General features: G+C 48.5%; 20 protein-coding genes and 2 tRNA genes. 15 read left to right on the top strand and 7 right to left on the bottom strand.

Annotated elements, in window-relative coordinates:
• Positions 1–9: 9 nt before the first annotated feature.
• The 5 genes from pheS to thrS all read right to left on the bottom strand — a co-directional run bounded on the left by pheS (position 10) and on the right by thrS (position 4,365).
• The gene (pheS, locus tag NF212_RS09220; protein WP_434354871.1) at positions 10–993 is read right to left on the bottom strand and encodes a phenylalanine--tRNA ligase subunit alpha; all 984 of its coding nucleotides are present in this window, start codon (positions 991–993) and stop codon (positions 10–12) included.
• Between the two features lie 225 nt (positions 994–1,218).
• On the bottom strand, positions 1,219–1,572 hold the full coding sequence (rplT, locus tag NF212_RS09225; protein WP_054671855.1) for a 50S ribosomal protein L20: 354 nt from the start codon (positions 1,570–1,572) through the stop codon (positions 1,219–1,221).
• 26 nt (positions 1,573–1,598) lie between these two features.
• Entirely contained in the window at positions 1,599–1,793 is a 195-nt protein-coding gene (rpmI, locus tag NF212_RS09230; protein WP_054671853.1) for a 50S ribosomal protein L35, read from the bottom strand.
• 94 nt (positions 1,794–1,887) lie between these two features.
• Positions 1,888–2,433, bottom strand: coding sequence for a translation initiation factor IF-3 (infC, locus tag NF212_RS09235; protein ID WP_434360861.1), 546 nt, complete (start codon positions 2,431–2,433; stop codon positions 1,888–1,890).
• Positions 2,434–2,436: 3 nt separating this feature from the next.
• Positions 2,437–4,365, bottom strand: coding sequence for a threonine--tRNA ligase (gene thrS, locus NF212_RS09240; protein WP_434354874.1), 1,929 nt, complete (start codon positions 4,363–4,365; stop codon positions 2,437–2,439).
• A 347-nt stretch (positions 4,366–4,712) separates the two neighbouring features.
• Between thrS and hutC the strand changes: the two genes are divergently transcribed.
• The 8 genes from hutC to NF212_RS09280 all read left to right on the top strand — a co-directional run bounded on the left by hutC (position 4,713) and on the right by NF212_RS09280 (position 13,389).
• Complete coding sequence (gene hutC / locus NF212_RS09245; protein ID WP_434354876.1) at positions 4,713–5,423, top strand: histidine utilization repressor; 711 nt, start codon at positions 4,713–4,715, stop codon at positions 5,421–5,423.
• A gap of 184 nt (positions 5,424–5,607) precedes the next feature.
• Positions 5,608–6,813 carry an imidazolonepropionase gene (hutI, locus tag NF212_RS09250; protein ID WP_434360862.1) on the top strand — a complete coding sequence of 402 codons (1,206 nt, stop codon included), beginning with the start codon at positions 5,608–5,610 and terminating at the stop codon, positions 6,811–6,813.
• Entirely contained in the window at positions 6,806–7,816 is a 1,011-nt protein-coding gene (gene hutG, locus NF212_RS09255; RefSeq protein WP_434354878.1) for a formimidoylglutamase, read from the top strand. Before hutI ends, hutG begins: the two co-directional genes overlap by 8 nt.
• Positions 7,817–7,831: 15 nt before the next feature.
• Positions 7,832–9,523 (top strand): urocanate hydratase, encoded by a 1,692-nt coding sequence (hutU, locus tag NF212_RS09260; protein WP_434354880.1) that lies wholly within the window; start codon positions 7,832–7,834, stop codon positions 9,521–9,523.
• A gap of 18 nt (positions 9,524–9,541) precedes the next feature.
• Entirely contained in the window at positions 9,542–11,074 is a 1,533-nt protein-coding gene (hutH, locus tag NF212_RS09265) for a histidine ammonia-lyase (protein ID WP_434354882.1), read from the top strand.
• 200 nt (positions 11,075–11,274) lie between these two features.
• On the top strand, positions 11,275–12,141 hold the full coding sequence (locus NF212_RS09270; protein ID WP_434354884.1) for a fructosamine kinase family protein: 867 nt from the start codon (positions 11,275–11,277) through the stop codon (positions 12,139–12,141).
• 66 nt (positions 12,142–12,207) lie between these two features.
• A complete protein-coding gene (gene hxpB / locus NF212_RS09275; protein WP_434354886.1) occupies positions 12,208–12,864 on the top strand; it encodes a hexitol phosphatase HxpB in 657 nt (218 codons plus the stop codon).
• Positions 12,865–13,185: 321 nt separating this feature from the next.
• Positions 13,186–13,389 (top strand): CPXCG motif-containing cysteine-rich protein, encoded by a 204-nt coding sequence (locus tag NF212_RS09280; protein ID WP_434354888.1) that lies wholly within the window; start codon positions 13,186–13,188, stop codon positions 13,387–13,389.
• Between the two features lie 118 nt (positions 13,390–13,507).
• Here the strand turns inward: NF212_RS09280 and NF212_RS09285 are convergent, their stop codons facing one another.
• The gene (locus NF212_RS09285) at positions 13,508–14,116 is read right to left on the bottom strand and encodes a riboflavin synthase subunit alpha (RefSeq protein WP_434354890.1); all 609 of its coding nucleotides are present in this window, start codon (positions 14,114–14,116) and stop codon (positions 13,508–13,510) included.
• A gap of 174 nt (positions 14,117–14,290) precedes the next feature.
• On the opposite strand from NF212_RS09285, the gene NF212_RS09290 reads away from it, so the two are divergent.
• Complete coding sequence (locus NF212_RS09290; RefSeq protein WP_434354892.1) at positions 14,291–15,661, top strand: MATE family efflux transporter; 1,371 nt, start codon at positions 14,291–14,293, stop codon at positions 15,659–15,661.
• A gap of 74 nt (positions 15,662–15,735) precedes the next feature.
• Here the strand turns inward: NF212_RS09290 and NF212_RS09295 are convergent, their stop codons facing one another.
• The gene (locus NF212_RS09295) at positions 15,736–16,893 is read right to left on the bottom strand and encodes a BCCT family transporter (RefSeq protein ID WP_434354894.1); all 1,158 of its coding nucleotides are present in this window, start codon (positions 16,891–16,893) and stop codon (positions 15,736–15,738) included.
• Between the two features lie 277 nt (positions 16,894–17,170).
• Between NF212_RS09295 and NF212_RS09300 the strand changes: the two genes are divergently transcribed.
• From NF212_RS09300 to NF212_RS09325, 6 genes are all read left to right on the top strand, one after another.
• Positions 17,171–18,205: a DUF3080 domain-containing protein gene (locus NF212_RS09300; protein WP_434354896.1), complete on the top strand. Its 1,035-nt coding sequence runs from the start codon at positions 17,171–17,173 to the stop codon at positions 18,203–18,205.
• A gap of 148 nt (positions 18,206–18,353) precedes the next feature.
• Positions 18,354–18,430: transfer RNA gene (locus NF212_RS09305), tRNA-Val, on the top strand.
• Positions 18,431–18,449: 19 nt separating this feature from the next.
• A tRNA-Val gene (locus NF212_RS09310) sits at positions 18,450–18,526 on the top strand.
• A 274-nt stretch (positions 18,527–18,800) separates the two neighbouring features.
• Positions 18,801–19,796: a chromate resistance protein ChrB domain-containing protein gene (locus NF212_RS09315; RefSeq protein WP_434354898.1), complete on the top strand. Its 996-nt coding sequence runs from the start codon at positions 18,801–18,803 to the stop codon at positions 19,794–19,796.
• 1 nt (position 19,797) lies between these two features.
• Positions 19,798–20,472 (top strand): hypothetical protein, encoded by a 675-nt coding sequence (locus NF212_RS09320; protein ID WP_434354900.1) that lies wholly within the window; start codon positions 19,798–19,800, stop codon positions 20,470–20,472.
• 34 nt (positions 20,473–20,506) lie between these two features.
• Positions 20,507–21,382 (top strand): TolB family protein, encoded by an 876-nt coding sequence (locus tag NF212_RS09325; protein WP_434354902.1) that lies wholly within the window; start codon positions 20,507–20,509, stop codon positions 21,380–21,382.
• The last annotated feature ends 121 nt before the right edge of the window (positions 21,383–21,503 follow it).

Below are 21,503 nucleotides of genomic sequence, written 5' to 3' on the forward strand. Positions count from 1 at the left end.
CCCCAATAATTACTTGAACTGTTTCAGGAAACGCAGATCGTTTTCGAAGAACGCACGCAGGTCGTTAACACCGTAACGAAGCATGGTCAGGCGCTCAACACCCATACCGAAAGCGAAACCTGAATACTTTTCAGGGTCGATGTTTACTGCACGCAGTACATTCGGGTGAACCATACCGCAGCCCAGAACTTCCAACCACTTACCGTTCTTGCCTTTAACGTCAACTTCAGCAGAAGGCTCAGTGAATGGGAAATAAGACGGACGGAAACGCACTTCCAGATCTTCTTCAAAGAAGTTACACAGGAAGTCATGCAGAATGCCTTTCAGCTGGGCGAAGTTTACGTTTTCGTCAACCAGCATACCCTCTACCTGATGGAACATTGGGGTATGGGTCTGATCGTAGTCATTACGGTAAACACGGCCAGGTGCGATAAAACGCAGCGGTGGCTGACGTTCTTCCATAGTCCGGATTTGTACACCAGAGGTATGGGTGCGCAGCATCAGTTGAGGATTGAAGAAGAAGGTGTCGTGATCAGTACGGGCTGGGTGATCCGCCGCAATGTTCAGGGCATCAAAGTTGTGGAAATCATCTTCAATTTCAGGGCCGGCCTCAACAGTAAAGCCCAATTCTTTAAAGAAGCTTTCAATACGCTCGATAGTGCGTGTCACCGGGTGCAGGCCACCATTTTCAATACGACGGCCCGGCAGGGTTACGTCAATGGTTTCTGCTGCCAGCTTAGCTTCAAGCTCTGCACGTTCCAGGGCTGTTTTACGCTCAGCCAGAATCTGTTGAACTTTTTGCTTAGCCTGATTGATTGCTGCACCGGCTTCGCGGCGCTCTTCAGGTGGCAATTTGCCCAGAGATTGAAGTTGAAGAGTCAATTCACCTTTTTTACCCAGGTACTTAACCCGGACTTCATCAAGCGCCGCAACGGAATCAGCCGCTTCAACGGCTGCATTGGCGCTAACAAGAATTTCTTCTAATTGTTGCATCGGTTCCTCGTCCACCCTTCTACGGTGGTGTCCATACGGGATAGTGGTAACGTCACATAGTAAATAAACAGGCGTCCAAATCCAAACGCTAAAAGGGGTTTCTAAAAAGAAAAGTTGTCAATTGCGTAAATTTGGTTCTGTGAATCCCATAACGGCATAAAATTTGGGAATTTCTGGCACAAAAAAAGAGAGCCGAAGCTCTCTTTTTCACAAAATCAGACTCAATTACTGAGCAGCTTTTGCTTTCTCTACCAGCACAGCAAAGGTCGCTTTGTCGAATACAGCGATATCTGCCAGGATCTTACGGTCGATTTCGATAGACGCTTTCTTCAGACCGTTGATGAAACGGCTGTAAGACAGGCCATTCTGACGAGCCGCAGCGTTGATACGTGCGATCCACAGTTGACGGAATTGACGCTTCTTCTGACGACGGTCACGATACGCGTACTGACCAGCTTTAGTTACCGCTTGGAACGCAACACGGTAAACACGTGAACGAGCACCGTAGTAACCTTTTGCAGCTTTAAGAACTTTTTTATGACGTGCGCGAGCTTGCACACCACGTTTTACGCGAGCCATTATATCTCTCCTAAACTAATTCGTGATTACATGAACGGAAGCATGCGTTCAACAGCAGCTACTTCGCACTTAGCGAGCAGACGGTTTGGACGCAGGTGACGCTTGTTCTTAGTAGTACGCTTAGTCAGGATGTGACGCTTGGTAGCGCGCTTGTATTTGATACCGCCAGCAGTTTTCTTGAAACGCTTAGCTGCACCTTTGTTGCTTTTCATCTTTGGCATGATGAAGAACTCCGCATTGTTGAGATTAATATTTAGTAATCAGGCGAAAAATGACCGGCTAATTGCCGGCCATTTTTACTTGTATAGGCCGTAATTACTTCTTCTTAGGGGCAAGGACCATTATCATCTGACGGCCTTCAATGCGCGTCGGGAAGCTTTCTACCAAAGCGATTTCGGCAGTGTCTTCCTTCAGACGATTGAGAACGTCAACACCGATATCCTGGTGAGCCATTTCGCGGCCACGGAAACGGATGGTGACTTTAACTTTGTTGCCCTCTTCAATGAAGCGAACCAGGTTGCGCAGTTTTACCTGATAGTCGCCTACATCTGTACCAGGACGGAATTTTACTTCCTTAATCTGGACAATCTTTTGCTTTTTCTTCTGCTCTTTCTGAGCTTTAGCTTTTTCGAAGAGGAATTTGCCGTAGTCCATAACTCGGCACACTGGCGGCTCGGCGTTAGGGCTGATTTCCACCAGATCCAGACCTGCTTCATCAGCAGTGGCTAGAGCGGCTTCCAGACTAACGATACCAACCGGTTCACCATCAGCGCCAGTCAGTCGAACTTCGCGGATGCCACGGATTTCACCATTGATACGATGAGCATTTTGTTTGCCAGGGGCTTTCTTTGCGCCTTTAATACCTTATTCCTCCACTAGGTTGAGCTTGCGGGTGCGCACTTCTTCAGTCAGTGCTGCAATGAAGTCATCAACCTTGAATTTACCTAAGTCTTGACCTTTACGTGTACGGATGGCGACTTCGCCAGCTTCCACTTCTTGGTCTCCACAAACGAGCATGTATGGTACACGCTTCAGTGTATGTTCGCGGATTTTAAAGCCAATCTTCTCATTTCTCAAGTCTGCTTGAGCACGGAAACCAGCTTTTTGTAGCTTACGGGCTACTTCTTGAACATATTCAGCCTGGTTATCGGTAATATTCATTACCACAGCCTGTTGAGGCGCCAACCAAGTTGGGAAATGTCCAGCGAATTCTTCAATCAGAATTCCAATGAAGCGTTCGAGTGAGCCAAGGATCGCACGGTGAATCATTACCGGGATATGGCGCTCGTTATCTTCGCCGACGTAAGTTGCACCCAAACGTTCTGGGAGCGCGAAGTCTAACTGAACTGTACCGCATTGCCAAGCACGATCTAAACAATCGTGCAAAGTGAACTCAATCTTAGGACCATAGAACGCACCTTCGCCTTCTTGGATCTCATATTCGATATCCATTGAAGAAAGTGCTTCTTCCAGTGCTTTCTCAGCACGATCCCACATTTCATCTGAGCCAACACGCATTTCAGGACGGGTTGAAAGCTTCACGACAATGCTGTCAAAACCAAAGGTCTTGTAAGTGTCGTATACCATGCGAATGCATGAAGTCACTTCTTCCTGTACCTGTTCTGGGGTACAGAAGATGTGAGCATCGTCCTGGGTAAAGCCACGTACACGCATCAGACCGTGCAGAGCACCTGATGGTTCATTACGGTGGCAGCTACCGAATTCAGCCATACGAAGTGGCAGGTCACGGTATGACTTCAGACCTTGGTTGAAGATCTGAACGTGACCAGGGCAGTTCATTGGCTTAATCGCGTATTCGCGGTTTTCTGAACTGGTAGTGAACATGTAGTCTGCGTACTTGTCCCAGTGACCTGAACGCTCCCACAGAACGCGGTCCATCATCAGAGGACCTTTCACTTCCTGGTAATCGTATTCAGTCAGCTTATCGCGAACAAATACTTCCAGTTCACGGAAGACAGTCCAGCCATTGTGGTGCCAGAAAACCATGCCCGGTGCTTCTTGCTGCATGTGGAACAGATCAAGTTGCTTGGCCAGTTTACGGTGGTCACGCTTGGCGGCTTCTTCCAGACGGATGAGGTGAGCTTTCAGCGCTTTCTTGTCTGCGAAAGCAGTACCATAGATACGCTGCAGCATCTTGTTATCGCTGTTACCGCGCCAGTATGCACCGGCAACGTTCAGGATCTTGAAGTGCTGACAGAAGCTCATGTTCGGCACGTGCGGACCGCGGCACATGTCGATATATTCTTCATGATGGTAAAGGCCAGGACGGTCGTCGCGTGCAACGTTCTCATCCAGGATTTCCATCTTGTAAGGTTCGCCACGGCTTTCAAACACATCACGTGCTTCCTGCCAGCTAACCTTCTTCTTAACAACTTCGTATTTGGTCTTAGCCAATTCCTGCATGCGCTTTTCAATCGCATCCAGATCTTCCTGGGTCAGCGAGCGGTCAAGGTCTACATCGTAGTAGAAACCTTTATCAATCGTAGGACCGATGGCCATCTTCACTTCTGGGAACAACTGTTTGATCGCGTGACCAAGCAGGTGAGCACATGAGTGACGGATAATTTCAAGACCATCTTCATCACGGGCTGTGATGATTTCCAGCGCTGCGTCTTCTTCAATCAGATCGCAAGCGTCGACACGCTGGCCATTTACTCGACCGGCAATACATGCTTTCGCCAGGCCCGGACCGATGTCCATAGCCACATCCATAGTAGAAACCGGATGGTCGAATACACGTTGACTGCCGTCAGGAAGGGTAATTACAGGCATATAATTTCCTTACAGTGGTGCCACACACCAAGTAGCACATGCTTTGGTTTATACGCATAGATTTCAATTAGGGTCGAAAAATACACGCTTCGAATGCTTCCGGCTGGTGCACATTTTGGTACAAATCAAAATGCGTGCACCCGGAAGGTTTCAAATTGTAAACCTGTGATGTGATAACGCAAGCGCAATTATTCTCAAACCAATAAGTTTCGGCTATTTGAGTCCCACGCTACATTAAGCATCACTGTTGGATGACCCCGTCCTTCTTTTATCAGGTAATACTTGACGCTTGATACTTCCCATCACACACTGCATTTGTATAGACATTTACGGTTTAATGTATCCCCATGCAGAAATTGCCCAGATTCCAGCAGATAAAGACCTATATCGAAGAGAGGATCGCTTCTAAGACTTGGCCTGCAGGCCACAAAGTGCCCACGGAAGCGGAACTGTGTGAGCAGTTTGGGGTAAGCCGTATGACGGTGAACAAAGCAATCAGGGATTTAACCAACCAGGGTTTGCTTGAAAGAACGCCTCGCATAGGGACTTTTGTCTGTCACCGCAAGGCGGAATCCCCGTTAATGGATATTCGAAATATCGCAGAGGAAGTAACATCCCGCGGGCAGCAATATCATAGTGAAATTGTCATTCTGGAAGCACAGACTGCTTCGGAAGAAGTCGCAGTACGGCTTGGTGTGATGACCCACGCAGAGATTTTTTACAGTGAGATCGTCCATTACGCAGACAGCCTCCCTATTCAGGTTGAACAGCGGTGGGTGAACCCCAAATATGCGCCTAACTACCTGAGCCAGGATTACTCTCACCTGACACCGAATCAGTATCTGTCTGAAAATTGCCCCTTGAGTGCCGTTGAACACACGGTGGAGGCAATCGTTGCTCCGGCGGCTATTGCATCTTTGCTAAAAATGGAGAAGACCGTGCCTTGCCTGCTTCTTCACAGGCGGACTTGGAGCCAGGATAACCTTATCTCTGCTGCCCTTTTGTACCACCCCGGAAATCGTTACAAACTCAGTGCGCTCACCAGCACCGAGAGGTAATCTGCCTTTTCACGAACATCAGGCTGGTTTCGGCCTGTAAAGCTTCATTGACACTGTTTTGCCATCTGTTTATTAACCCTCCCAAGACTTCGATCACATACTCATAACATCAAGTATTGATCCTCACCCTATATTGTATATACATTTGTATATACATTCTGAGTATGGAAGTCGGATGAAACAAATGGAGTGGGTACTAAAAAATTGTCGCCTGGTAACAATGAATCCCACTGACACTGATCTTGGGTACACACCGGTGGACGCTGCCTGGATTCATATTTGTGATGGCCACATCGTTGCCATAGGCCAGGGAGAGCCCAATACCTCACTGCCCTCCCTTGATGCACAATCCAAGTTGGTTACACCCGGTTTAATCGACAGCCACACACATCTTGTATATGCCGGCAACCGGGCAAACGAGTTTGAGCAGCGACTTAGCGGTATACCTTACTCAACAATCGCAAAAAACGGAGGTGGCATTCTCTCAACCGTAAAAGCCACCAGGAATGCATCTGAAAATGAACTGATTGATATTTCATTGCCAAGGATCGGCGCATTGATTCGTGACGGCGTAACAACCGTAGAGATTAAGTCTGGATACGGATTAACACTGAAAGACGAACTTAAGATGCTCCGGGCAGCCAAAGCCCTGGGAAACCTTGCCCCCGTACGGGTGACAACCACTTTGCTGGCAGCACATGCCCTCCCCCCTGAATATTCCAACCGGGCAGACGCCTACATCTCTTATATTGTCGATGAAATTATTCCTGCCGCAGCTGAGGAAAAACTCGCAGATGCTGTAGATGTATTTTGTGAGAATATCGCGTTCAGTTGCGAACACATGGCCCGGGTCTTTGGGGCAGCTAAAAAACACAATCTCAAAATAAAAGGGCACACAGAACAACTTTCAAACATGGGTGGCAGCAAGCTCGCCGCAGAAATGGGAGCCTGCTCCGTTGACCACATTGAGTACCTTGATGAAGATGGCGTAAAGGCCATGGCAGAAAATGGGACCGTTGGAACACTGCTCCCCGGTGCCTACTTCTTCCTTCGGGAAACCCAGAAGCCTCCTGTAGATCTTCTCCGCCACTATAACGTCCCAATGGCAATCGCCACCGACTTTAATCCAGGCACCTCGCCCTACGCATCCGTGACCCTGATGATGAATATGGCCTGCACCCAGTTTGGTCTGACTCCCTGTGAAGCAATTCAGGGAACCACGGTCAACGCTGCAAAAGCACTGGGTCTTTCCAATATCGGTTTTCTTGCTCCCGGTATGGCGGCTGATATCTGCGTATGGGATCTGGAAGACCCCGCATCCATCAGCTACCAATTTGGGTTAGGCGTACTCAGACACCGTATCTTCCATGGGGAATATACCCATGACTGATCAATTCAGAGACAACAACCGTCGGGTTGACATGTCTGTCTGGCAAGGCCGGGTTGATGAGGATGACGGCACTGCAGGGCTTCGTTTTCACCAGACTGTAAAACCAGCCAATGCCGCCAACGAACCGGGTATTATGCTGCTTGGGTTTGCATGCGATGAAGGTGTTGCCAGGAACAAAGGCAGAACCGGGGCGTACCAGGCCCCCACTATCATTCGGCAAGCGCTGGCAAATATGGCATGGCATCATCTTTTGCCCATTTATGACAGCGGCGACATTGCGTGCGACGACCACAACCTTGCAGAAGCGCAAAACCGGCTTTCTGCTGACGTTACCGAGGCTCTGCGCCAACAGCACTTTCCCGTTGTCATTGGCGGCGGCCATGAAGTTGCCTGGGGGTCTTTTCAAGGTATCGCCCGTTACCTTTCCCAACGTGCCGGAAACCGGCCCCCCCGAATAGGAATCATTAATTTCGACGCCCATTTCGACCTCCGTCCCCTGTCAGGCGACAGCAAAATGGGAAGTTCCGGCACCCCCTTCACACAGGCGGCTAACCTCTGTGCCCAAAATCAGTGGCCTTTTCACTACGCCTGTGTAGGCATCAGCAGAACCAGTAACACCCAGGCTCTTTTCAATACCGCAGATAAGTTAGGGGTCACCGTTATCGAAGACTGGGAGATAACCCAGGAAACCTCGGGCGGGATCATCAAGCAACTGGAGCAATTTGCCTGGTTGTGTGATTTCCTCTACATCACGGTCGATCTGGATGTGTTGCCGGCCTCCGTTGCCCCTGGTGTTAGCGCCCCTGCGGTCCATGGGGTCAGTTATTCCATCCTGGAATCCCTATACCGACACCTTGTTTCCTTAAGAAATGAAGATGGTTCTCGCAAAGTCATCCTCGCCGATTTTGCCGAATATAACCCCAGATTTGATTCAGACAACCAGACTGCGCGTATAGCGGCTCGCCTTATATGGCAAGTGTGTCGCGACATCAGCACCGAATAAGTAAAGGAGAAAGTAATGACAGATCCACGTATGGACAGCAGCCGGGTAATTGAAGCCCCGACAGGAACAACACTGAATGCTAAGTCCTGGATGACTGAAGCACCCCTTCGGATGCTGATGAATAACTTGCACCCTAACGTCGCAGAACACCCGCAGTCTTTAGTGGTGTATGGAGGCATTGGCCGTGCAGCACGCAATTGGGCCTGTTATGACAAAATTGTAGAGGTACTGAAACGGCTCGAAGATGACGAGACCCTGATGGTACAGTCCGGCAAACCTGTCGGTGTTTTCAAAACTCACAAAGACGCACCAAGGGTTTTGATAGCAAATTCAAACCTGGTTCCACACTGGGCAAACTGGGAGCATTTTAACGAACTCGATAGGCAAGGCCTTGCTATGTACGGCCAGATGACCGCCGGCAGTTGGATTTATATCGGATCGCAGGGCATTGTCCAGGGGACCTATGAAACCTTTGTCGCTGTCGCCAAACAGCACTTTGGCGGAGATGCATCTGGGAAGTGGATCCTTACCGGCGGCCTCGGTGGTATGGGGGGTGCCCAGCCCCTTGCTGCAACCATGGCCGGGTTTTCAATGATTGCCGTCGAATGTGATGAAACACGTATCGATTACCGTCTTCGTACCGGATACGTAGACAAAAAAGCGACAGACATAGATCAGGCACTGGCAATCATTGAACAGGCCAAAAAAGACGGAAAGCCGGTTTCAGTTGGCCTGCTGGGTAACGCGGCTGATGTATTCCCGGAACTCGTAAAAAGAAACATCACCCCCGATGTCGTCACAGATCAAACCTCTGCTCACGACCCGCTGAACGGCTACCTGCCTATTGGCTGGAGTATGGAAAAAGCTAAAACCGAACGGGAAGCCCAGCCGCAAACCGTGGTGGAAGAAGCAAAAGCATCAATGGCTATTCAGGTGCAGGCAATGCTGGATCTTCAGTCTCGTGGAGCAGCAACATTGGACTACGGTAATAACATCCGCCAGATGGCACTGGAAAAAGGTGTTACCAACGCTTTTGATTTCCCAGGATTCGTCCCGGCATATATCCGGCCACTTTTCTGTCAGGGTATTGGCCCTTTCCGCTGGGCCGCACTTTCCGGGGATCCGGAAGATATATACAAAACAGACCAAAAAGTGAAAGAACTCATCCCGGACAACCCGCACCTCCACAATTGGCTCGATATGGCGCGAGAGCGGATCCAGTTCCAGGGGCTACCGGCACGCATTTGCTGGGTGGGGTTGAAAGACCGAGCCCGCCTTGGTCTCGCGTTTAATGAAATGGTGAAAAACGGTGAATTAAAAGCCCCGGTTGTTATTGGCCGCGACCACCTGGATTCAGGTTCAGTTGCCAGCCCCAACCGCGAAACCGAGGGTATGCTGGATGGCTCGGACGCTGTATCTGACTGGCCTTTACTCAACGCACTTCTCAATACGGCATCCGGTGCCACTTGGGTATCCCTCCATCACGGCGGTGGCGTAGGCATGGGCTTTTCCCAACATTCAGGTGTAGTCATTTGTTGTGATGGTACGGACGAAGCCTCCGCCCGAATTGGCCGGGTACTTCATAACGACCCTGCCACAGGTGTGATGCGCCATGCAGATGCAGGCTATGGCATTGCGATAGACTGCGCCCATGAGCAACAACTGGATTTGCCATTGCTTGATTTACCCAACCAACCAGTACGCTGAGTGATACGGAGAAAACAGATGTACGAACTGACTCTCACCCCCGGTGAATTGACCCTCGCCCAGTTGCGCCGGATCAGCCGCGAAAAAGTGTCGCTGAAGCTCGGCAAAGATGTAAAAGATATCATGCAATCCAGCACAGATACCGTCACATCACTTATTGAGGAAGGCCGGGTGGTTTACGGCATTAATACCGGTTTTGGACTGTTGGCAAATACTCGTATCGCGACGGAAGATCTTGAAACCCTGCAGCGAAGCATCGTGCTATCCCATGCAGCCGGGATAGGTACCTTCATGCGTGATGAAACAGTCCGCCTGATGATGGTTCTTAAGGTCAACAGCCTTGCCAGGGGGTATTCAGGTATCCGGTTTTCAGTGGTCCAGGCGCTTGTCGACCTGATCAATGCAGAAGTCTATCCATGTATTCCCGAGAAAGGGTCGGTCGGTGCTTCCGGTGACCTCGCTCCCCTCGCCCACATGAGTACTGTCTTGCTTGGTGAGGGTCAGGCTCGCCACAAAGGTGAAGTCATCTCCGGCGCTACTGCACTTAAAATAGCCGGCCTTGAGCCAGTAACCTTGGGACCCAAAGAAGGGCTGGCACTGCTCAACGGGACACAGGCTTCAACCGCCTTTGCGCTGGAAGGGCTATTTGCTGCCGAAGATCTATACGCTTCGGCTACGGTATGTGGTGCACTGTCTGTTGAAGCTGCATTAGGCAGCCGGAAGCCTTTCGACCCCAGGATCCACCGGGTAAGAGGACATCGCTGCCAGATGGACGCCGCAGGTGCTTATCGCCATCTGCTAGAGGCAGGCAGTGAAATAGGTGACAGTCACCAGGACTGTGAAAAAGTCCAGGATCCATACTCCCTTCGCTGCCAACCGCAAGTAATGGGGGCATGCCTCCAACAGATCCGTAATGCTGCAGACGTATTGGAAACTGAAGCAAACTCGGTTTCGGACAACCCACTGGTGTTCCCGGATGACGGTGACATCATTTCTGGCGGGAACTTCCACGCAGAACCGGTTGCCATGGCTGCTGATAACCTCGCACTGGCAATTGCTGAGATTGGCTCCCTGTCAGAGCGTCGGATGGCCCTTTTAATTGACAGTAACCTCAGCAAACTTCCTCCTTTTCTCGTTAACAACGGCGGGGTGAATTCCGGGTTTATGATTGCCCAGGTCACATCAGCAGCCCTTGCCAGCGAAAACAAAACACTGGCCCACCCGGCCTCGGTAGACAGCCTCCCAACGTCGGCAAACCAGGAGGACCATGTGTCCATGGCGACTTTTGCCGGCAGACGGCTTGCTGATATGGCATCCAATACACGCGGTATTCTTGCTGTTGAATTGCTGTCGTCCTGCCAGGGAATCGATTTCAGGGCGCCATTGCAGACATCTTCCCGTTTGGAACAAGCTAAAGCTGAACTGCGAAGCCATGTTCCGTTTTACGACAAAGACCGGTATTTTGCGCCGGATATTGCCAAAGCTGACAGCCTGCTGAAAGAAGCCAGCTACAACAAACTGCTCCCCGCCGGGTTACTACCCAGCCTTTAAAAAAGAAATCTGCCACAGACATTGCGGTATGTGGCAGATTTCAATGAAATTCATTTTTCCCGTCTCAAATTCGAGCTTCACCAAGGAATGTGGCGTATTCCACAGTTCGTTCCCCTACTAGTGAACTAAGATTATGAAATACCAAGGTGTATTTCGATTCATCTTGAAAATTTTCCGATGGCGACATTAGGGGATCTACTATGTGGAACGCGCTGTCCATGCAGTTGGCCGAGGTCACAGGAAATGACTTTACGATCAAGGAACGAATAGCCGTAACCGGCGGGGATATAAACGATTGTTTCTGTATCTCTGACGATACCGATAGGCTGTTTGTAAAAACCAACGACCGTGAAAATCTGCCAATGTTTGAAGCGGAGGCAGAGTCTCTGATTCGGCTCGCTGAGGCCGAAGCGATAGAGGTACCTCAGGTAATCCACATTGGTACTGTAAAAGACCATGCTGTACTGGTACTAAACTACCTCCCCTTAAAACCTCTGGACGATGACAGCGCCTACACACTGGGTGTGCAGCTTGCCAGGCTCCACCAATGGGGCGAACAGCAAGAGTTCGGTTTTGATCTGGACAACTATATTGGCTACACCGTTCAACCAAATAACTGGCACAGGAAGTGGTGCAAGTTTTTCGCCGAACAGCGTATAGGATGGCAACTTCAACTGGCATCCGAGAAAGGAATGCAGTTTGGCGATGTGGATAATATTATCGAGAACGTCAAATCTATCCTTTCCTCCCACCAACCGCGCCCCAGCTTGCTGCATGGTGATCTGTGGCAAGGGAACACCGGCTTATCACCGCTTGGGCCAGTTGTATTTGATCCTGCAAGTTACTGGGGTGACCGCGAATGTGATATTGCATTCACAGAGCTTTTTGGCCGTTTTCCTGATACCTTTTACCAAGGTTATAATGCCCAGTATCCGTTAAGTGAGCACTATGAAAACCGCCGGGATTTATATAACCTCTACCATGTGCTTAACCATTGCAACATGTTTGGCGGGCACTACTTAACGCAAGCGGAAAACATGATTCTCCGGCTTGAACTTAACGCATAATTCACCGTGTTACCCCAATCAACCTCCTGTTGTTTGGGGTGACGTCGTAATCTGAGCAATTCTTCAATGTTGAAAGCCGCAATTTTTGATATGGATGGTCTGCTGGTTGATTCTGAACCATTTTGGCAGCAGGCACAGTTGGATGTTTTCGGTGCGCTTGGCGTCACCATTACCCGTCAGGATACAATCAATACTACCGGTGTCCGGATCGACCAAATTGTTACCCTCTACCACAACAATCAGGGTTGGGAAGGCCCCACTAAAGACGAAGTCTGCCAACAGATCATCAGCCGGGTTATTGAACTTATCAAAGAAAACAAACCGATGATGAGTGGTGTGCAAGAAGCCATCGAAGCCTGTCATTCTGCAGGGTTACGTGTTGCGCTGGCCTCTTCATCTCCTATGACTCTGATTCAGGCTACGCTGGATTCACTGGCTCTCAGCAATGTATTTGAGGTTATTCACTCCGCCGAACAACTGAAGTACGGCAAGCCTCACCCCGAGGTATACCTGAATGCTGCTGACTCTTTAGGCATTTCTCCGCAGGAATGCGTCGCATTGGAAGATTCATTCACCGGCCTTTTAGCCGCTAAGTCTGCCCAGATGAAAACCATTGTGGTACCTGAACAATCCGTCTATGGAAAAGCAGGGTTTGTCATTGCAGATGCCAAACTTAAATCACTCCGCGAAGTAACTCCTGCATTACTTCACACTTTGAGCTAATGCTGTTTCGCTAAAACTCCCGGAACCTGAGAGGGGGACCGGGATTTTCCCATCATCACATCAGATTTTCACACATCCATTTATTTCTTAAATAAATGCTTACAGATACATGAATCCGTACAATTACTGATTCGCTATTCTAAGAAAGCAGTCATGGTTTTCAGTTATTTCACTGAAAAAAACAATCCCGGGATCTACTATCAAAATAGGTGGTAAACAAGCTCTCCGCCTGACAACAACGTTAGCCTGAATGGCACCCATTTTTGCCATTCACTTTTGAAGTACCGCTTAAATGAAAATAACGACTCTATGGAGCGAAGCATGCGTAACTATACAGAAAAAGGGATTAACTGCCCGCACTGCGGACACCGAATCCGCATTACCCTGGATACCAGCAATGGCGACCAGGAGTTTTATGACGACTGCCCGGCATGTTGCAATGCCATACACCTGAGCTTTCATGTTGATACCCAGCACAACAATGTCCAACTCTTCGTAGACGCTGACGACGAACAGATCTTCTAAAATTAGGTTACAAACTAATGCACCGGGCTAAGAACCGGGCTTAAACGATTAATACCTTCGCTTGCTCCAACTGGAAGTAGTGCTCAAGAGAGCACTCCTTTTCCTTTAAACAGATCGCCTAGCTTCTGCTTGCCAAAACCCGCTCTACGGTATCCACAATCGCCTGCGTCTGGGGATCGACTTCAATGTTTACCCTGTCAGAGATCTTTCGCCAACCCATATTGGTTCGCTGTAGGGTTTCCGGGATTAAGTTGACACAAAACCGGTTTTCCCTAACATCTCCAATGGTTAAGCTAATTCCGTCAATACCAATATATCCTTTATTGAAAACGTATTTCGTCAGGCTTTCAGGCAATTCAAACCATACCTGGCGATTATTTTCGCTGTCGATCACATCAAGAATTTCAGCCGTATCCATAATGTGACCGGACATGCTGTGCCCGCCAATTTCATCACCGAAACGCGCAGCACGTTCAAGGTTCACTGCGTCCCCAACGCTGATCTCACCAAGGTTCGTTAACGCCAGCGTCGCTTGCATCAAGTCAAACCAAACGGTATTTCCGTCAATACGGGTGACCGTCAGACAACAGCCGTTGTGCGCCACAGATGCCCCTGTTTGAAGGCCTTCCAACATCCCCGCTTCAAACTCGATGGCATGGGAGCGGAACTTTTCCTTTTCAATAATCTCGGTTACCTTGGCGGTACCTTGCACTATCCCGGTAAACATACAAAATTCCCGTAGTTATCAATGCATCAGTGATTCGTTGAAAATATACCCTGTAAAGGCACCTCCGGCACAGAAAGAATTTACTGGTGGACGTTGGCTTAGCAAATTATTCCCCTCTATAATCCTCATCTTTCCTCCCCAGACTTTTCTGCACTCAAATTTTTGGAGTTTTCTGTGCATTCGATGCGGCAAGAATCTATCAATATCATTAAGTTGGGCGTTCCTGTTTTCCTTGCCCAAATCGCCCAGACATCTATGGGCTTTGTCGACACCGTGATGGCCGGTGCTGTCAGTGCAACTGATATGGCTGCAGTGGCAGTGGCTGCAAGTATCTGGTTGCCTTCCATCCTGTTTGGCATTGGCGTCCTGCTGGCACTGACCCCTATCATTGCCCAGCTTAACGGCTCCGGACGCCGGAATAAAATCCCCTTCCAGCTTCACCAGGGACTGGTACTTGCGCTGATTCTGTCGGCGCCGATTATGCTGATTCTTTATAATGCCGGCGCGATAATCCACTTTATGGATGTAGAACCGGTACTGGCAGAAAAAACCGTTGGCTACCTGCATGCAATTATGTGGGCCGCACCGCCATTTCTGCTGTTCCAGGCGCTTCGCAGTTACACCGAGGGTGTTTCCCTGACCACACCAGCCATGATCATTGGTTTTATCGGTCTCGCGGCCAACATTCCCCTTAACTGGATTTTTGTTTTCGGTAAGTTTGGCGCACCGGCGCTTGGCGGTGTGGGCTGTGGTGTTGCAACCGCCTTGGTCTACTGGTTGATGTTTTTTGCCATGCTGGCCTACGTTCTCATCACGCCAAAGCTCAAGCGTATGGAAGCGTTTAAAACTTTCTACGCACCTGAGCCTGCGGCAATGTGGCGTATTTTCAAACTTGGTTTCCCGGTCGCCGCAGCATTTGTATTTGAGGTTACCCTTTTTGCTGCAATTGCCCTGTTGATCAGTCCACTGGGCCCGGTGACTGTCGCCGCACACCAGATCGCGATTAACTTTTCGTCCATGATTTTCATGCTGCCAATGAGTATTGGAACGGCAGTCAGTATCCGCGTTGGTCATCAATTGGGTGAGAAGTCTGTAGAAGGTGCCAAGCGCTCGGTGAAAGTCGGTCTGATGATCGGCCAATGCACTGCTTTGGCAACTGCGGGGCTGACTATCCTGTTCCGCTACGACATTATCTCCCTGTATTCAGGCAACCCTGAAGTTGTAGAACTTGCCGCTCACCTGATGATCATGGCTGCAATTTACCAGTGTTCGGATGCAGTCCAGGTTATTGCTGCCGGCTCCCTACGTGGCTACAAGGACATGCGTGCTATTTTCAGCCGTACCTTCATTGCATACTGGGTAGTTGGGATGCCTTTGGGTTACATCCTGGGTATGACCAACTGGCTTGTGCCGGCTATGGGGGCAACCGGTTTCTGGATCGGTATTATCATCGGCCTTTCAACTGCTGCACTTCTATTGGGTATCCGTCTTAAGTGGATCAGCAGCCAGACGCCCGAGTTCCAATTGGCGATGTCTGAGAAGTAATCTCACATCTCCCAGAACAAGAAAACCCGGGGCAACCCGGGTTTTCTATACTTCCAATTAACAGGCAGTTTATATCAACCTTCAATCGCCAGCACTTCCCGGCGGCGCTTCACCATAATGTAAGCGAAACAACCAAAGTACAGTGCGATAACCAACGCCCCTACCCACTGGATTTCAAGAAAATCCAATTTAAACAGGATTGTCAGAGCACACAACGCGACAACATTACCGATGATGTATTTTCCTTTCCCCACCCTCTCTGATGTGAGTTTGAGGTTTTCAGTGTAAAGGCGAATCAGTGAATCCAGTGAGTTAATCACAAACGTGATGCCCACGATTACCATGGAAATCCCAACAAAGCCTGAACTGTCCAGCCCATTATTATGGTAGAAAAACAGTACGCTGAACCAAACCGCAAGTGGGATGGAAGGGAAGATCAGCAATGCAGCGAGAAGTTGCCATGTCCGCAAACCACCTACAAAACGAGATGTGAACTGGCCAATCATAATGCTCCAGGCAAACCACCAGAACAGATAGAACGCATGGTAGTCATTCAGGGGAAGGACAAACTTGTGAATATTGACGAAATAATCACCAATCATGTTTGCAGCATTCAGCAATTCTCCCATCCCCATTGCGGCAATCATCCACATAAAGGCAATGAGTGCCAGGAACAGCCAGGTAGAGGCAAGGCTGAGGATCCGGACATATTTGATATCGGTACTTGAAAAAACTGCAGCAAGAATCACGGCAAACACGATCACATAAAATGTGGTTACCACGGAGCCTTCACTGGTCAGTTGAGGAAGATACCAAGGCAGGTTCGCCAGCAGAAGATAAGCAGTAAACGCACAGGTGCCGATGATAACGATATTGTTTATCCACTTAACCACTGATATTTCAAAAAAGCCTACTCGTGGCTCAATGACACAAAAATAGAAACTGGTCAGGAAATAGAATCCCCATATCAAAAAGCCCCAGTAGGCAAACTCGATTGCCAATGGATTGGTAAACGCATATTCTGGGCTGGCCTCATGGTCTGCATACCCTGCAAACTCAGTCAACGGAAACATAATGAGACCGACATCCAGGCCGGAAGTAAAAAGAATTGCAACAAACGTAAAGGTTTTTACCGGCGATGTACCGGTACATTTCATATTGCCCCATCTGAGCAGGCAAAAGCCGATCACCAGCAGGGTAAAAATAATCCCTGCACTCAATAACACATTCATCTGACACTCCTTGTCACTTTACTTTTCTACAGCACACCCGGTCTCCCGAGGCGTTGTGTTTCAAATTCATGAATGGGTTATTATGTCAGCCACTCCGTACCACCCCGCTTCAATCGCGGCATGACTGGTTGCAAATACGACGATTCTGTCGAGTTGTCATATCCGCAAGCGGTGATACAGCACACAGGAGCCAAATAATGTCCGTCTACAATATATAGAGGACAAACTGGTCTTCCTGCCCGGATAAGACGTATTGTTGTTTTGGACGTTTCTGCGAATGCGAGCAACAAACCTTCTGACCATGAATCGAATTACGCCTGTTATCCTCTCACTGTGTCTCACAGCCTGCTTCCCGGCCCGGGACACTGAAGAAGTCTTCCTCGAATACCAGAGCAGAGTTGCTAATATCTCCGAAAGAGAACTGCTGCCCACCGATGACAGCGATCCACCAGCCCTTCCCCGCAAGCGAAGCCTTGCATTACCGATGGAAGACATACGTGTGGGCTTGCTTGACGCCTATGAATTGCACGAGTGTGGTTTGTTTCAACACATCGCAGAAAGAAACTCAGTACTCGGGAGAATTCAGGATGATTTTCAGTTGCTCGATTATGAAATGACGTTTCTAGGGAACATTCAGCGCTGTATAGTCGAGCTGGATGATGATGACCTGAAAACACAGTTGCTATCCATCGCCACCCGGAAAAAAGCACTTTTTCGAAAACGCTACTGGAATGCAGTAGGCACCACGGATGCATGGCAAAAACAGCTAAAAATCCCACAAACAATGCTGCCTATCGAAAACTCCCCACCCCATGCTGGCGCACTGACTGCAATAAGTACCTTCGCCACCATTTCACCCAAGAATTCATTCGAACCCGGCTCGATTAAAGCCTTACAGCAGTCCATTGAAACACAACATTACGCCGGAGCTTTGTTCTACTCTATGCACCGTACCACCCAGTTGCTGGTGACGATAACCCGTCAATTGAGGGAATCAGACAATCAAATAGCCTGTGGCCCGAACCGAAACCAAACTAAAGCAGAGTACCTGAGCAATGTATTCTTTAAATATTATGCAGGTCCAATCCAACCCTATCTTGCCCGGCTGGACAGCATGTACCGGGACCTCGCGCCACCGTTAAGAAAAATACTCTCAAACACATCCCCACCGGATGCATTTACCCCTTACCGTCAGTACTACATTGAAGGTGGCATGTACACAGCATTCAGAAATGCCATCGACGGCCACGTTGAGTACTGGCAGCAACTGTTTAAGCGTTGCAACATAAAGATAGGTGCGGCAAGAGGATAAGGGCGATCACTACCTCATCAAATTGCTGATTCAGTAATCAATCGCACACGAAGAATGAAAAAACCGGGGTTTGAGGCTTGCACCCGTCATAACCAAACAGTATTATCAACAGCGTTCTCAGGAACAAAGTTCGAAAGAACAACAAGATGCGTCCGTAGCTCAGTTGGTTAGAGCACCACCTTGACATGGTGGGGGTCGGTAGTTCGAGTCTACTCGGACGCACCATTTTCCTGAATTCAAATATGCGTCTGTAACTCAGTTGGTTAGAGTGTCACCTTGACATGGTGGAAGTCGGTGGTTCGAGTCCACTCAGACGCACCAAATTCCTGACAAAGCCCGCTTAAATAGCGGGCTTTGTTGTATCTGAAGGTCACCGTATTCTCCCTCCCTGCTATCTAATCCCCTGAAAGTCATAGAATTGATACAAAAGTCTTACCCTCCCTTCCCCTATTGTAGGTCTAAGCAGCCGTGATCCAGTCCAGGTAAACGGGCAGGAAAAAAATCAAAAGCGGCAGCCAAGGGCGAAAAGCCTATGACCTTATATGAGTTGTTTTGGGATAGGCAATGACGACATTTCACCTGCCAGGAGGCTTGAGTGCAGTCTTCATTGAAAAACTACAAAAGTCAGTGCGCGTTGGGTTTTCTTCTTCTAATGGGATTGTCAGGTTGCGGTGAACGGGAACAGGTTACCTACTATACCTGGGAAGGACTTGGGCCGGATAAATGGGCTTCTGCGTGGCTAATCCACCGCTATGCGGTCCCGGGCACCCAAATTGAGGTAATTCCAGCCGGATCCTCTGCACCTAACCCGGATCGTACGTTCGACTTCCCCGGAGCGAAGTACCTCCGGGTTGGTGATCAAACAACTTTCGAGCAAATCACTTCTTCTTGGTCACTGGACGCAAAAGATCCTGCTCTTTCCCGTATGGCCACAATCATCAATGATATTGAGGTGAACTTTTGGGGCAACACTGTAGACCCGGTATCAGATTATGTTGAAGCCGGATTCCGCACACTGCAACGAAACAGCCAGGGTAAGCCGGTTCCGCAAGCCTGTTATTTCTCTTTCTTTGACAGGGTGCTGGCATCTGCTGCAAATGCCCAACTGCTTTCGTCGCCAGATACCTTGCTCCCGGATGAAAGTTGCTTCTCTTCTGACATCGAAGCCACCGCATCAGCCAACAACCAGTTCATCCCACAATTACCTGTAAAAACAATCGCCGAATCCGTAGCCTCAGGGAGAAAAGTCGCCTTTATCGATGTGCGTGAGCCCTGGGAGTTTAGAGAAAACCATATCCCGACCGCCGTCAATGTCCCGCTCAGGAATATCGATAGTTTGAAGCCCGAAGACTTTGCGGACTATGACTATGTCGTCGCCTACTGTGTGAAAGACTTTCGCGGGTTCGAGATGGCAAAAGCCCTGAAGCTTAACGGGTTCAACAATGCAGTTATTCTCGAACCATTCGGCATCAAAGGCTGGATCAGTGAAGGGCTACCGGTAATGCGTGCAAATGGCATGAGCGACGAAGAAGCGTTTCAACAACTGAAGCTTTGCGGTACGCAAACGTCAACCTGCCAGACAGAGGGATAACATGTCGAACTCAACTATGCGTCATTCGCGCCTTGTGACGTTAATTATGCTTGGGCTTTTACCGTTGATGGTTTGGCTCGTTCATCTGGAAAATCCCTTGGTCTATTTCGGATACCAGACACCACCGGGGCAAATTCAATATGTGCTGTCAAAACTGGTGGGACTGTATGCCATATTCTTTATTTGGTTACAGCTTCTTTTAGCGCTGTCAACCAATAGTCTGAGGCGCTTTATATACCCGAAATTTTCAAATAAGTTGCATATTAGACTTGGACTGACTGCCCTGACTGCTTCTGTTTTACATGCAACACTTTTTGTTTGGGGCGTATCTGAACGGGCTGGACACTTTGCTTATCATTTACTCCTACCCAATTTCAACTCAGGCTATTACAACATAGCTGTTTCTCTCGGTTTATTCGGGCTGATTTTGATTATTGCTGTAGGCTTTTCCGGAAAAATAAGAAAAGTTAAAGCATCATATATTGCTAAATTAGTACATAGACTATCAGTCCCCACGTTCATGTTAGTATTTACACACGGCTTCATGATTGGGACAGAATCGCGTTTCAGCGTGATGTACTATTTTTATTTATCGATGGCAATCCTCTTATTTTTTTCAGTTTTATTTCGCTTAAACGAACATAAAAAGACCATACATAAAGTAACAGACAGTTAATGTCATGCTATAGCTGGCAACCCTAAGGCAGAGTATGAAAAACATCGTATCAATGGCACTGCTTTTCGTTGTGTCATTTCCTTTATATGCCGAACAATGCTTACCTAATGGCATGTTGATCACCGCATTGTCTGGAGACAACTGGCAGTTATATCTATCTGACGGGAAATGTAACTGGACTCAGGTAAAAACCGAATCTGAGCCAAGGACACCTACACTCTCTATCTCAACCAATTCAGTCGCCTACGTTGATACGTCCGGTCATGTCCGTGAAATAAACCTAGATTCACAGGAAGACAACATCATTATTGAGAAAACCGGGCTAGATGCCTATACCCAGCTTTCGTATGACTCGTCCGGCAACCTTTATGCCGTATTGCTGAAAGAGGGTAACAGTGTCGATTCAGACATTATTCTTTGGAACAGAAATAGCAGGAAAACAACTACCGTATTGAGCCAGCGTTCAGCACAATTTGAACCCTTCCCGTCAAAAGATGGGAAAGTTTATTACGGTAATGTTTCATGCACTGTTCAATGTAAAAAAGTCATTCAGGAAATATGGGAACTGGATAAAGCAGGTTCAATTGTAAAACAGCTGACCTTACTCAATGCCACATCAAGGCAACCCGTTTCAGATGGAAATGGAAATATTTATTTCAGCTCAAACAAGCACCACTTTTTCAATATTTGGAAATATTCTCAAAAAGACAAAAAAAGTGAAAGACTCACAGACGGGACAGTTGTCGATTTCAGTCCAGTGGTATTTTCATCAAAAGTATACTTTATTCGAAAGACGCCTGAAGGCGTCAGCCTAATGGTTTTGAATACGGGAAATAAAAACGCTAAACCTGTGACAATAAAAAGTCAGTTTGAAGACATTAAAGAATTACGGCTAGGCAGAACAGAATAATGCTAAAAAATGTGCGCTTTCCAAATGGTTTTATACTCACCATAGGCGGTTTGTTGACTTGGGTATTTGCATCCTTTTGCGTTGCAAGTACAACAACTTTGCCCGTACTTCTACCCCAAGA

The sequence above is a fragment of the Parasalinivibrio latis genome (assembly GCF_036825535.1).
Taxonomy (GTDB): Bacteria; Pseudomonadota; Gammaproteobacteria; order Enterobacterales; family Vibrionaceae; genus Parasalinivibrio; species Parasalinivibrio latis.

What these genes read in the sequence shown, in the direction of transcription:
- pheS (WP_434354871.1), bottom strand. Translation starts at nt 993, where the DNA reads ATGCAACAATTAGAAGAAATTCTTGTTAGCGCCAATGCAGCCGTTGAA.
- rplT (WP_054671855.1), bottom strand. Translation starts at nt 1,572, where the DNA reads ATGGCTCGCGTAAAACGTGGTGTGCAAGCTCGCGCACGTCATAAAAAA.
- rpmI (WP_054671853.1), bottom strand. Translation starts at nt 1,793, where the DNA reads ATGCCAAAGATGAAAAGCAACAAAGGTGCAGCTAAGCGTTTCAAGAAA.
- thrS (WP_434354874.1), bottom strand. Translation starts at nt 4,365, where the DNA reads ATGCCTGTAATTACCCTTCCTGACGGCAGTCAACGTGTATTCGACCAT.
- hutC (WP_434354876.1), top strand. Translation starts at nt 4,713, where the DNA reads ATGCAGAAATTGCCCAGATTCCAGCAGATAAAGACCTATATCGAAGAG.
- hutI (WP_434360862.1), top strand. Translation starts at nt 5,608, where the DNA reads ATGGAGTGGGTACTAAAAAATTGTCGCCTGGTAACAATGAATCCCACT.
- hutG (WP_434354878.1), top strand. Translation starts at nt 6,806, where the DNA reads ATGACTGATCAATTCAGAGACAACAACCGTCGGGTTGACATGTCTGTC.
- hutU (WP_434354880.1), top strand. Translation starts at nt 7,832, where the DNA reads ATGACAGATCCACGTATGGACAGCAGCCGGGTAATTGAAGCCCCGACA.
- hutH (WP_434354882.1), top strand. Translation starts at nt 9,542, where the DNA reads ATGTACGAACTGACTCTCACCCCCGGTGAATTGACCCTCGCCCAGTTG.
- NF212_RS09270 (WP_434354884.1), top strand. Translation starts at nt 11,275, where the DNA reads ATGTGGAACGCGCTGTCCATGCAGTTGGCCGAGGTCACAGGAAATGAC.
- hxpB (WP_434354886.1), top strand. Translation starts at nt 12,208, where the DNA reads ATGTTGAAAGCCGCAATTTTTGATATGGATGGTCTGCTGGTTGATTCT.
- NF212_RS09280 (WP_434354888.1), top strand. Translation starts at nt 13,186, where the DNA reads ATGCGTAACTATACAGAAAAAGGGATTAACTGCCCGCACTGCGGACAC.
- NF212_RS09285 (WP_434354890.1), bottom strand. Translation starts at nt 14,116, where the DNA reads ATGTTTACCGGGATAGTGCAAGGTACCGCCAAGGTAACCGAGATTATT.
- NF212_RS09295 (WP_434354894.1), bottom strand. Translation starts at nt 16,893, where the DNA reads ATGAATGTGTTATTGAGTGCAGGGATTATTTTTACCCTGCTGGTGATC.
- NF212_RS09300 (WP_434354896.1), top strand. Translation starts at nt 17,171, where the DNA reads ATGCGAGCAACAAACCTTCTGACCATGAATCGAATTACGCCTGTTATC.
- NF212_RS09320 (WP_434354900.1), top strand. Translation starts at nt 19,798, where the DNA reads ATGTCGAACTCAACTATGCGTCATTCGCGCCTTGTGACGTTAATTATG.
- NF212_RS09325 (WP_434354902.1), top strand. Translation starts at nt 20,507, where the DNA reads ATGAAAAACATCGTATCAATGGCACTGCTTTTCGTTGTGTCATTTCCT.